We start from the raw sequence: 12,043 nt of genomic DNA on the forward strand, positions 1-12,043 counted from the left end.
AAAATAGGTAATTTCGAACTACGGCAGTTGCCAAAAAATATTTGTTTTGAGCCAGTGTATTTTAAATTGAAGGAGTGTAAAGCATTATCTCAACAATTTGGGGTTCCTTGTGCTAGGATAAAGTGAGTTGAAACTATTCATGTTGTTTAACGTAGCAGGTTATAGAACTTTTAATAGGGTAGTTATTAGGGCTTTTTGTTAATTTGAAAGAGGGCCTGCTGTCATTTGAAAAATGACCCAGGAATACAGTCGGACATTCAACATAAGAAATTCCAACCACCGTCAATTCCTCAATTTATCAACCGGGCAGTGCTGTTCTCACCCTGCTTGACAAACTCTATTCACACCCTGAATTGGATTCAGAGATGAGTGATGGTGTCTTAAATTGAGCAATGAACAAGATTCCATAACTTAAAGACGCTAAACCCAGCAGCGGTGTCTTTGCAAAATCCAGTTTTCTCAATCAGCCTGTACAAACCATACGCCATCGTATAAACACCGGCTGATGCCACTTCAAAATCGCAAAAAAATACTATCGTTAAAAAGGAGATACTATGAAAACCCAAGCTAAAATTATAACCTTGGCATTAACCATCCAAATGGTGGCCTCCCCCCTGATGGCCATGGCGGCGTTTTTCCCGGACAGCCAAAACAACTGGGCCAAAAATGCCATTCAAAGCCTGTCGGATCAAGGGATTTTAACCGGATACCCGGATGGCTCCTTTCGTCCCCAAGGATTGATTACCCGTGCTGAGTTTTCAGCCATGATGGTGAAGGCATTAAGCCTGAATCTCAACGCCACCGGTAGCCAAACATTCAATGACGTGCCAACCGGCCACTGGGCTTACCCTTCCATTGAAACCGTACGTGCCACTGGTTTGGTGAGCGGATATCCCAACGGACAGTTTATGCCCGCCAAAAGCATTAGCCGCGCCGAGTCCATGGCCATTTTGAGCAATGCCGCCCGCATTCCAATGCCCAGCGATGCCACCATTAATCAGGTGCTGGCAGGCTACCGGGATGCCGCTTCTATTCCCACCTGGGCCCGTCCCGGTGTAGCTGCCGCCATTCAGGCCGGTATCTTCGCCAACGAGCCTAACGCCGGAAATGCGATTGAACCGTTGCAACCTGCCACCCGGGCCGAAGTTGCCGCCATGGTTGAGAACCTGCGGGCTCGTATGAACCTGGCAGGCGGACAAGCCCCAGCGGCCACCACGCCTCCAACTCAGGCTGGCACCGCCCCCACCACCTTGCAAGGGCGTGTGTCTTCCGTACCTGCTGAAACCAAGTTCACCGGCACACTAAGCAGCGGCGTCATTAGCTCGGAACTCAATAAAGTGGGCGACATGGTCAACCTGAAAGTGGATCAACCCTTGATGAGCTCCGACAATATGGTTATCATTCCTACCGGTAGCCAGATTATGGGCAAAGTCACCGAAGTACAATCCGCAGGGCGTACCGGCAAACCCGGCACCATGGATATCGCGTTCACCGAAATCGTCACCCCCGACGGTCAACGCTATGCCATTCAAGGTTCGGTAGCCACTGAAGACGGCATGCTGAGAGGCGACACCACCAAAGGCCGGATTCTGAAATCCGCCGGTGTGACTGCTATCGGAGCTGGTTTGGGCGCTGCGCTGGGAACAGCCATGGGCCCTCTCTCCGGTGGTAAAGTGGGCAAAGGCGCCATTTACGGAACCGCTGTAGGAGCGGGCGCCGGTGCTTTGGCCGCTGCTGCCAAAAAGGGTAAGGAAGTCTCCATCAGTTCCGGCGACAAGCTGGAAATCAAGCTGGATCAACCCATTACCGTGCAAGTCAACACCCCTCAATAAATACAAACCGGCGGGCTGACTCATTCCAGTTAGCCCGCCGCTTTATTCACAAAAAATCCCTGCTGGCAAACGCTGGCAGGGATTTTTTGTGAACAGGAATTTTTTCAAAAAATTTTAAAAAAACGGTTTATTTTCCAGAGAAAAAATTCATTAAAGTTTTTAAAGGATGACTCATCCGGTACTTCAATAAGGAGTTTTCCTGAGAAGTTTCAGCTAGGCGAACCGCCAGCGTTTTAATCATGGATAGCACCACGGGAGGGGTGGCCGATAGATGTCGTTCCATTTCCTCTTTCGGAATCACCTCCAGCAGCACATCGCCTTGGGCCACCACAGAAGCGGTACGAAACCCGATGTCATCAAACAGGTACATCTCTCCAAACACTTCGCCCGCCGTTAACACCGAAATGGGGATACGACAGACCCCGCCGGTTTCCTTGCAAATCACCACCCGGCCTTCTTGGATCTGAAAGGTTTGGGTGCCATAGGTACCTTCGGCAATAATCACCTCACCGTCGGTGTATTTTCTTGTATTCATCAGTAATCATTGCCCTCTATCGATCATCACCAAACCCAGCTTGCCCAATGGTGCGCCCGACTCTACGATTGAATCAATCTGAAACACGACTGCTTATTATTTTAACGGTTGCTTTGCCTTTTGTGTGAAACAATCCCAAATTAAAAGCCTTTCCCAATGGGGAAAGGCTTTTAAAGGGCTTAAAAAAAAGAATTTTCAACCATAAAAGGCGCAACGCCTTTTACTAACAGACAAGCGCTTACACATGCAAACTTAAATTTTTATCCCGAATGGTTTTGGTCAGTTCTGGCACAATGGTTAGCACATCGCCCACAATGCCAAAATCGGCCGATTTGAAAATAGGGGCATTTTCATCCCGGTTAATGGCGATAATCATCTGGCTGGTATTCATGCCCACCAAATGCTGAATGGCCCCTGAAATACCCAGCGCGAAATAAAGCTTGGGGCTCACCGTTTTACCAGTCTGCCCCACCTGTTCGGAATGAGGACGCCAACCGGCATCCACCACCGCCCGAGAGGCCCCAACCGCGGCACCCAGCGCTTCAGCCAACGATTCCAGCAAGTGGAAGTTGCCCGCCTCTTTCAGCCCCCGACCACCGGATACGATAATGTCAGCCTCTTCCAGTTTTTTAGCCCCTTTGCTTTCGGTTTGCTGAACATTCAGCACGGTTACCCCGGCCCGAACACTGGATAAGTCGGGCTGGAAATTTTCGGTAGGGGCCTGATGCGCTCCGTTGCCAATGGGCTTTGGGAACGCTTTTTTCTTGATGACCACCATCTGCGGAAACACGGTAGCGCTTACGCTGGAGAGCAACCCTTCCGCATAACAGGAACGGGTCACTTCCACTTTTCCTTCCGGGTTCAAATCCAGATCAATGGCGTTGGAAATCAAGCCCCCCCCGCTGCGAACAGCCACCCGAGGCAAGTAGTCCATGGTAGTGGTAGAAAATCCGGCCAGTACAATGTTGGGCTTTTTAGCGGTTATTAAGGTCGAAAGCGCTGCCGTATAAGCCTCCACATGATATTCCGCCAACTGGTCATGGGTTACCCGAATGACCTGACTGGCCCCCAGTTGACCCAGCAAGGCTTCAGCGGCGGTGGTATCCTGATTAGCAGCCAAAATCACCCCGGTTACGGTTTGACCCAGCTTATCCCCCAGACGACAAGCCGGGGTTAACAGTTCCTGACTGGTTTCGCTTAACTGACCTTCTGCGGTTAATTCAGCCACCACCCAGATGCCTTGAAATTCACTCATTTTAAAATCCTCTTCAAAAATTGGCTCAATGCGTTCAACCCCTCACCGGGCGGCTTCCTAAAGTACCTTGGCCTCTTTCAGGAAATCCAGCAGTTGCCCCACGGCCACAGCGGGATCGGCGCCATCCACAATTTTGCCGCCCGCTTTGGCAGGGCGTTGCCAGGTTTTGGACACCCGTGTTACGGAGCCAGCCACACCCGCTAACGCCGGTTCCAGCCCCAAATCCGCCAGTGTTTTAATGGGAATCTCGGTTTTATTGGCCTTCATAACCCCTTTGATATTTGAGCTTCTCAGTTCATATTCGCACTTCATCATGCAGGCCACCGCAGGCAGTTGAATGGAAACCTCTTCGGTTCCCCGCTCGGTTTCTCGAAAAACAATCAGGTTCTCGCCATTGAATTTGGCGTCTTTGCCATAGGTCACGCTGGGCATTGCCAGACATTCAGCCAGCATGGGGCCGACCTGACCCGCCGCGTCATCCAGCGCCATTTGACCAAACAGCAGCACCCCGGCATCCGGCACCAACGTCTGAACCCCCTTGGCCAGCGCACGGGCGGTGGTCAAGCTGTCCCCGTCATTCAACCCGGCATCCGACAGCAGAAAAGCGGCATCCGCGCCTGCCGCAATGGTTTTTTTAATCATTTCCTTGGCGTTTGGCGCGCCCAAACTTAGCACCGTAACCGTGGCATCGCCACCCGCTTGTTCCTTTAAACGCAAAGCCGTTTCCAGCGCGTATTCATCAAACGGGTTCATCATCATGGGGACGCCTTCCAGCACCGGCTTGCCATCGCTGAACCTTAATTTGGTGTTATCCAGAACCTGCTTGATAAAAACCACGATTTTCATGGCCAGCCCTCTTCTCTAAAATCAGTATCGTTTTTCTAATGCCTCAAAACCGACCCCTCGGCCTCGCTTGGATTCAATCTCCACTTTATTGGAAAATGCAGCTGTTCGCAAGTGAATGCCCGACAGGCCCCGCTTTGGCTGCAAAGAAATGTAAAGCGTTTTCCCCAGCCTGACACAGATTTGCGTTTTGAGCCGTTAAAAGGCTAGATTCATAGTTACCCGGTTTTTTAACGGATTTTTTATGAGCCTTTCCAGAGTGACCTCCGCATTTTTGCATCAAGCACAGCCTCGCCGCCCGTTGGCCCGGTTGCCTTACAATGGCCAGTCGTTCCCAACCCGACCACCCAATGAGGCTTTCAAGTTTCAGGGGGGCGCTAATCCGCCCGCCAAACCCGGCATGTTTAAACAGGCTTGGCACGGCTTCACTTATGCCATCAAGCGCACCGGGGCCTTTTTCAATTATTTGGGCAGTCAAATTAAAACGGGCGCTTTTTTATTAATGGGTGTTTTTGCCTTTATGCCCTTGAATGCGGGGCTGCGTAACTGGGTGGAGCGCATGGCTATTTTTCCGCCCGCCAAAATTTATGACTTGCCCTTTAAAAACGCCGATGTTTTAAAATCCAAAATTGAAACCCACCATTTCAATATGATGGATACCCTGCAAGGCAAACTAAAAGGCTTAACGCACGAAGTCCGGCTGGATGCGAAGGCCGATAAAATCCAGCTGCGGGCTTGGCATATTCCGGCCCAGCAAAGCAAGCCCACCGTGTTGTTTCATCAACAACGCAGCAGCAACCTCAGCTATCTGGGGCCCATTATGAATGTGATGCGGAAAAAGGGCTACGGTATTTTTGTGTACGACTATCCCGGCTACGGCAAAAGTGAGGGCAAAGCGTGTGAAGAGGCCATGTACAAAGCCGGGCTGGCCGCCAGTCAAAAATTAGCGTCCCTGTCAAAAGGGGCTGTTCCCATTAACCAGCAAATCCAGATGGGGTATTCTCTGGGAACCCCCGTGGCCTCGCATGTGGCCTATTACCAAAGCCTGCAAGGGCAGAAGCCCAAGGCGCTGGTGATGGTTAACAGTTTTCCGTCTCTGGAAAAAATCATTCGTTATAATCTGGATCATAAGTTCCCGTGGGCGAAATGCCTGATTGGCGATAAGGCCATTCAACGCATCAACACCCGCCTCAATTGCGAACGCTATCTTGGCAAGCTAAATGACGTACCCACCCTGTTTTTGCAAGGCGAAAATGATAGCAACGCCCCCCGTTCACTGGTGCAAGCCATGAGTGACGGAATGCCCCACAAAAAATCATTGAATCAGGTAGACTCCTTACCGGGGGTTTACCATAAATTAAAAGATCAGGATTTTGAAACCGTGGGGAAACACTTCTTTCAATTCATGGAAAACCGGGGCCTTCATCGCTCTTGAAAAAAAGCCCGATCCATCCATTATTAGGCATCGCCCGGATTGACCTGTGTTTGAAACGACCCGTACAATACCCCTAGAATAAAGCTTGCTGACATTGGCAAGCCCCTTCCCAGATAACGTTTGTGGAAAGCCCCCATTTTTGATGCCGCAACTACGCTACTTCCTCAAGGGAGCCTTGATTTTAATCCCCCTTAGCATCATCATCGGCTCGGTTTGCGCCTTTTTTTTGTGGAGTTTAGAAGCCCTGACCCTGCTGCGGTGGGAGCAGCCCTGGCTGTTGTATTTTCTGCCATTGGGCGGCTGGCTGGTGGGTCTGCTGTATCAGCATTACGGGCAATCGGTGGTGGCGGGAAATAACCTGATTGTGGAGCAAATTCACCAGCCCGGCGGCGGCATTCCCAAACGAATGGCCCCATTGGTGCTGATGGGAACCCTGATCACCCACCTGTGCGGCGGATCGGCAGGCCGGGAAGGCACCGCCGTGCAAATGGGGGGCAGTATCGCCAGTGCCATGGCAAGCCCCTTCAAGCTGGAAGGCCGAGCGCTGCAAACCTTTTTAATGGCCGGTGTGGCCGCCGGGTTTGGGGCGGTTTTCGGTACCCCGGTGGCCGGAGCCGTATTTGCCATCGAGGTGGTGGCCATTGGCCAACTCAATTACAAAAACCTGCTGCCCTGCCTGATGGCCGCCTTTGTGGGCAACGGGGCCTGTGCCTGGTGGGGCATTCATCACACCTCCTACGCCATTCACTCAACGGCCCCCACGTTTCAGGCCGATCCGTTTTTTGGGGCCAAAGTGATTCTAGCGGCCATGGCGTTTGGTTGGGCCAGTCGGTTGTTTTCGGAGTTGGCCCACGGGGTGCAGCGGGGGTTTGCATGGCTGATACCCGTTGCGTCTTTAAGGCCAGTGCTGGGTGGGGTGGTGGTGATAGGGCTGGTAGCCACCCTAGGAACCCAGGACTACTTGGGCTTGGGGGTTACCGCACCCCAGCCGGATGGCATTAGCATTGTGCAGGCCCTGAGCGGTCAATGGGTTGACCCATGGGGCTGGTGGTGGAAACTGCTCTTTACCGCCGTTACCATTGGCAGTGGCTTTAAAGGCGGCGAGGTGACCCCTCTGTTTTTTATGGGCGCTGCGCTGGGCAATGCGCTGGGGTGGTTTTTGGGTGCTCCGCCTGATTTGTTGGCCGCTTTGGGCTTGGTGGCCATTTTTGCGGGGGCCGCCAACACCCCCATTGCCTGCACCCTGTTGGGAATGGAGCTATTTGGGGCTGAAAACGCCGGATACTTTGCGCTGGCTTGCTTGATTGCTTATTTATTCAGCGGCCATACTGGCATTTATCTGTCTCAAATCCTGATCCGCTCCAAGTTAGGCGGGCCGAACCTGCCACAGCACACCACCCTGAGGATGGCCAGACAACACCAGAATTCCCGCTGGAAAACACAGTGGGCAAGCCGGTGGGGACGGATTCAAGCCCTGCTAACCCGCCGCATCAAACCCTAAAATAACCCGTGCGCCAAAGCAAAGCGCCACGAAGCCGGGTATGATTTCAATGGGGTTAGGGTGTGGCTGATTTTAGGCAGGGGTATCTATTCGGCCATCAATAAGCTACGTTAGAAGAGACATCACCAAGTGAACAAGGGGAACCCAATGTCTAAAGAAAAAAACGTAAAAAAAGACGTTAAAAAGAAAGCCGTCAAAACCATGAAAGAAAAGAAGGCGGACAAAGTTCAGAAAAAATCAAACAACAAGCTGATCTAAAGGATTGCCAATTTCGGGCCACTGAACACTCACCCACGACCCCCCGCAATCCAGGGGGCCTGATGGGCCTTGGCTTCATTCATGTGGATGGCAAGCCACGACATTCAGCACAGGCTTCTCGGTTAAGCGCAGGATTAAAGTTTTTGGGGGAGTGAACGATAATAAATTATATTTAAAAAGCCAACCGGGGAGGCTCCAACCAAACCCCTTGATGGCTGGAATGTGTGTGGATTTTTTTATTGTGAAGCTCCCCCTGAGCGCTGCAAAACGAACGATGGCCGGATATGGCCTGGCCATGCTGATGGTGTTTTTAGGCACTACCGTGCTGATTGGAGCCTCCATGCAAATGATGGCGGCCCCGCTAACCATGGCCTATGTGGGGGCGGCCAGTCAGGATAATCTGGCGGCCAAGGAGTTGGCCTATTCGGGCATGAGTGTGGTGGAAGCGGATTTGCAAAGCAAGTACAACACGGGGGTGGCCATCACCACCGCCTACACCTACCCCGTAACGGCCATGAGCATGCCCCAAAGCCCGGATGCTTTGGGGGGTGCCACGTCTACAGTGGGCAGTTATTCCGGGGCGCTGGCCTATGTAAACGGGCATACGGCGCTGGCCCAAGTCACCGCCACGGTGGGGGTTGGCACTTACACTTACAGCAAGCTGATTATGCTAACCCAAAGCATTTACCCGCTGGATAACGCCACCGGGGCCACGGTGGCTTACGGCCTTCGAAAACTCCGCAGCGCCTACGCAGGGTCCGCCATTCGGGTGCGGCGGGGTAGCGATAACACCGAGCAGGATATTGGCTTTGACAGCGCCGGGGCGCTGGACATGGCCGCCTTGCAGAATTTTCTGGATGGCAGCGCCACCTTCCCCAAACCGCTAGATACCGTGGGCAGCGCCGCTGCCGCCTACAGCCTGAGAAAACTACGCACTGCCTACACCGGCGCCGCCATTCGGGTGCAACGGGTAGCCGATGACGCCCTGCTGGACATTGGTTTTGACAGCAGCGGAAATCTGGATGTGGGCAGCCTGATGAACTTTGTGGGCACCGATACCGGAGTCATTAGGATTTGGTACGATCAAAGTGGCAACGCACGTAACGCTGTAACACCCAATGAATGGAATGCCCCCACCATTGTGAACGCGGGCGCTTTGGTGACTGCCAACGGACGCCCCTCCGCCACTTACGACGGGGTGAATGATTTTATAGGCGTTACTTTTAACATCAGCAATAATTTTTCCATTTTAACCGTGGCCCGACCCACTACCACCCACGAACTGGACGCCAGGGCAATTGCGGGTGTAACCGGCGCTGCGGGTCAGAAATATTTAATCTGGCCCCATTCAGGCAGAACACCGGATTCCGATGCGGGGATTTCTTTAGGGACCAATGGCAGCGCGGTTTATGAGCACAGCAGTGGCTATATGCCCCCCTTAAGCACCGCCCCGCTAACGCTGGGGGCCAACTTAATAATCAATTCCGTGGTGTATGTTAGCAAGCAGCCTTTTTTGTACATCAATTCACAATTAAGCGATGTCGGGCTGACCTCTCCCAAACCCAACGTTTATGCGGGTACTTATATAGGCGGTATCGGTGCTGCCTATGGACTTCATAGCGGGGAAATTTCGGAAGTGATTTTCTACCCCACCTCGTTATCCACCGCCGACCGGCTAGTCGTTGAAAATAATCAGGCCCGCTACTACCAGCTGACTTTAAGCGATGTGGGCTATAGCCTGCCGCTGGATTTAATTGGCACGGTGCCCCAACGGGCTTATGGCTTGCGTAAATTACGCACCGCTTACGCGGGCAGTGCCATTCGGGTACGAAGAAGCAGTGATAACGTTGAGGCCAATATTGGTTTTGATGCCAAAAACAACTTGAATTTGGCGACTTTAATGAATTTTTGTGGCACTGCCAGCTGCTTTGTAACCACCTGGTACGATCAAAGCACCACCGCCGATAACGCCATCATGGCCGACACCAGTTTACAGCCTCGCATTGTGAACGCCGGGGTGCTGGATACTCAAAAAGGGCGCCCCGCCCTTAAATTTAATAGCAGCGAGCTCACCTATACCGCCCTGTTGCCCCTGGATATCGCCATGGTATCCGGCCTGGCCGACTCTCAGGTCAGACCCCAAATCGCTTGGGGGGCAGGCTCAACCGAGCGAATTGCAGTGAGTAGCACGCAGTTTGTTTATCGAGGAGCCACAGGCAGTATCTTCACCAACAATACGGCTTTAAGCGGAACCAGTCAGGCTTCTGTCACTGTAAATTCAGGCACCAAGGCCGTTAACAGCTGGACCAATGGCCTACCCTCTTCCAGTGGCACTTTAATTGAAACCACCTTAGTGAACGTTAAAAACTTCGGGAATTATAACGGCAGCCGTTATACCGATTACCTATCGGAAGTGATTATGTTTACCGGCAATATTTCCACCACCGAGCGGCTAACACTGGAAAGTAACCAGATAAGTTACTACAACACCATTAGCGACGCTCCCAATACCGGGTTTGTAACCAAGTGGTACGATCAAAGCGGCAACGGGTATGATCTCAGTCAACCCACCACCCTGCAGCAGCCGGTCATTCGTATCGATAACACCACCAACCGGCCCGCCGTTTATTTTGATGGCATTCGCACTTATTTAACCAGTGCCAACACCCTTAGTATTACCAGCTCCCAGTTAACCGCCTTTGCGGTGGCCAACCTAACCAGTACTACCAACATCGCGGGCAGGGTGTTCGGTGGGCGCAACAATAGCACTTCTGATCATAACTCCAACAGTGCCGCAGTGTTTATGTTTTATTATCAAGCGATCAATCAACTGGGCGCTTTCCGAAATGGTGCATATAAATCCGTCAATAGTTTTACTTTGAATCAAACCTTTCAAGGCACTTCTATCTTTGATGGCGTTAACAATACCTTGCGAGTCAATGGGGCCGCTGGCAGCAGTGTGGCCAGTGCAGGCGCATTTAATATTAACCAGATTTGGGCAGGCGCATCACCACACGTCTCAACTAGCGATTACTGGACAGGCAGCATCAGCGAAATGATTGTGTACCCCAGCAACCCCAGCACCGCCCAAATACAAAGCATTGAGCAAGGGCAACGGGAGTTTTACGGAGCGCCCTAAGGCCAAAAGGGCCACAAGGGGTTGCACGGATGCGGGGTTAGTTTTTAAAAAAATAGCCAGCCAAACCCGATGGCATTTGGCAAAATAAACACCAATCAACCCCATTACCGCCGCACCCGCAAACGCTAAAATGCAGTGCAAAGCATTGGCATAATTACCCACCCTGGCAATAGGCATGGCGCTGTAAGGTGCTACCATTTTGGCATCAGGTGAACCGGTTCTGGCATGAGGGAATCGGGGAAATGAAACACGAACGGCAACAGGCCCAAGCCAGGTGGGGGAACGCCACCCGCCACAAGGGGAGCGATTTGCCATATTTTAAAACCAACACCGGAAGCCAGATTTACTACGAGCACCACGGGCGGCAGGGGCCTGCCGTTCTTCTGTTGCACGGGCTGGCCTCTTCCAGTCGCAGCTGGCGAAAACTAAGCAGGGCGCTGCAAGGAGATTATCAGGTTTATGCCCTTGATTTTCCGGGCCATGGTCAATCCGATCGCTGGGAACAGTACACATTTTATGGGCTGTCTGAATTAATTAAAGTATTCATGCGGGCTTGTGGCATTCCAAAGGCCACTTTGGTGGGGGTGTCGCTCAGTTGCTCGGTGGCGCTACTGTTTGCCATTCGCTATCCCCATAAAGTCAGTGGGCTGATACTGGCAGGGCCGCTGGGTGGGTACCTTCCAGCGGGCAATCCTTTCAGCTGGCCGGATCGGCTTGTTTTTAAAATACTGCCCATCGCACTTCAGCTCTCTGTTTTTCTATTGGGTCATCATGCCACCGCCTATTGGTTAAATACCTTTGGGGTCAAACGAAAACGCACCTTCAAATCACTGGAATCCATCCAAAGCCAGGTGGACATGAAAGCGGTGCGTCAGTTGCTGTGGCAAAGCGCAAACTCTCCTTACGTGGGGCATTTGCAGGCGGTGCGGGTGAATGTTTTGATTATCCTGGGCCAACAAGATCCCATGCCCCGACGCTTTGTGCGCTATATCCAAACCCATTTGCCCCATGTCCGCCTGATTGAGATACCAGACAGCCGCCATTTAATCGCCATGGAAAAGCCCACCGAATTCAATCGGCTGGTGCTTGATTTTTTGAGCCAAACCCTAAAAAAGCAGCCTGCAGCATCATTTTAAAGCGATGGCTAAATGAGCGATCCACCCGTTGAAGGATACCGTCCCTGTCAAAAAGATTTACGATCCAGAGACGGGTACATCTACATTTCAACATGCCATTATTTAGGAT

Annotated in this window: 8 protein-coding genes; 5 read left to right on the forward strand and 3 right to left on the reverse strand. The window is 52.1% G+C overall.

Features of this window, described 5'->3' with window-relative positions; translation table 11 throughout:
• Positions 1 to 554 precede the first annotated feature (554 nt).
• A complete protein-coding gene (locus ACEW81_RS11965) occupies positions 555 to 1,832 on the forward strand; it encodes an S-layer homology domain-containing protein (protein WP_373533220.1) in 1,278 nt (425 codons plus the stop codon).
• 127 nt (positions 1,833 to 1,959) lie between these two features.
• On the opposite strand, the gene ACEW81_RS11970 is transcribed toward ACEW81_RS11965, so the two are convergent.
• The 3 genes from ACEW81_RS11970 to ACEW81_RS11980 form a co-directional block, all read right to left on the reverse strand.
• Complete coding sequence (locus tag ACEW81_RS11970) at positions 1,960 to 2,367, reverse strand: Crp/Fnr family transcriptional regulator (RefSeq protein ID WP_373533221.1); 408 nt, start codon at positions 2,365 to 2,367, stop codon at positions 1,960 to 1,962.
• Between the two features lie 238 nt (positions 2,368 to 2,605).
• Positions 2,606 to 3,622: an electron transfer flavoprotein subunit alpha/FixB family protein gene (locus ACEW81_RS11975; RefSeq protein ID WP_373533222.1), complete on the reverse strand. Its 1,017-nt coding sequence runs from the start codon at positions 3,620 to 3,622 to the stop codon at positions 2,606 to 2,608.
• A gap of 57 nt (positions 3,623 to 3,679) precedes the next feature.
• Entirely contained in the window at positions 3,680 to 4,468 is a 789-nt protein-coding gene (locus ACEW81_RS11980) for an electron transfer flavoprotein subunit beta/FixA family protein (protein ID WP_373533223.1), read from the reverse strand.
• A 241-nt stretch (positions 4,469 to 4,709) separates the two neighbouring features.
• Between ACEW81_RS11980 and ACEW81_RS11985 the strand changes: the two genes are divergently transcribed.
• The 4 genes from ACEW81_RS11985 to ACEW81_RS12000 all read left to right on the forward strand — a co-directional run bounded on the left by ACEW81_RS11985 (position 4,710) and on the right by ACEW81_RS12000 (position 11,934).
• Positions 4,710 to 5,900, forward strand: coding sequence for an alpha/beta hydrolase (locus ACEW81_RS11985; protein ID WP_373533224.1), 1,191 nt, complete (start codon positions 4,710 to 4,712; stop codon positions 5,898 to 5,900).
• 142 nt (positions 5,901 to 6,042) lie between these two features.
• The gene (locus ACEW81_RS11990; protein WP_373533368.1) at positions 6,043 to 7,401 is read left to right on the forward strand and encodes a voltage-gated chloride channel family protein; all 1,359 of its coding nucleotides are present in this window, start codon (positions 6,043 to 6,045) and stop codon (positions 7,399 to 7,401) included.
• Positions 7,402 to 7,900: 499 nt separating this feature from the next.
• Complete coding sequence (locus tag ACEW81_RS11995) at positions 7,901 to 10,798, forward strand: arabinofuranosidase catalytic domain-containing protein (protein WP_373533225.1); 2,898 nt, start codon at positions 7,901 to 7,903, stop codon at positions 10,796 to 10,798.
• A gap of 242 nt (positions 10,799 to 11,040) precedes the next feature.
• Entirely contained in the window at positions 11,041 to 11,934 is an 894-nt protein-coding gene (locus ACEW81_RS12000; protein ID WP_373533226.1) for an alpha/beta fold hydrolase, read from the forward strand.
• The last annotated feature ends 109 nt before the right edge of the window (positions 11,935 to 12,043 follow it).

The organism is Vampirovibrio sp. (assembly GCF_041737375.1).
Lineage (GTDB): Bacteria > Cyanobacteriota > Vampirovibrionia > Vampirovibrionales > Vampirovibrionaceae > Vampirovibrio.

Excerpts from the sequence above, each read along its gene's own strand:
- ACEW81_RS11965 (WP_373533220.1), top strand. The coding sequence starts at position 555 with ATGAAAACCCAAGCTAAAATTATAACCTTGGCATTAACCATCCAAATG.
- ACEW81_RS11970 (WP_373533221.1), bottom strand. The coding sequence starts at position 2,367 with ATGAATACAAGAAAATACACCGACGGTGAGGTGATTATTGCCGAAGGT.
- ACEW81_RS11975 (WP_373533222.1), bottom strand. The coding sequence starts at position 3,622 with ATGAGTGAATTTCAAGGCATCTGGGTGGTGGCTGAATTAACCGCAGAA.
- ACEW81_RS11980 (WP_373533223.1), bottom strand. The coding sequence starts at position 4,468 with ATGAAAATCGTGGTTTTTATCAAGCAGGTTCTGGATAACACCAAATTA.
- ACEW81_RS11985 (WP_373533224.1), top strand. The coding sequence starts at position 4,710 with ATGAGCCTTTCCAGAGTGACCTCCGCATTTTTGCATCAAGCACAGCCT.
- ACEW81_RS11990 (WP_373533368.1), top strand. The coding sequence starts at position 6,043 with ATGCCGCAACTACGCTACTTCCTCAAGGGAGCCTTGATTTTAATCCCC.
- ACEW81_RS12000 (WP_373533226.1), top strand. The coding sequence starts at position 11,041 with ATGAAACACGAACGGCAACAGGCCCAAGCCAGGTGGGGGAACGCCACC.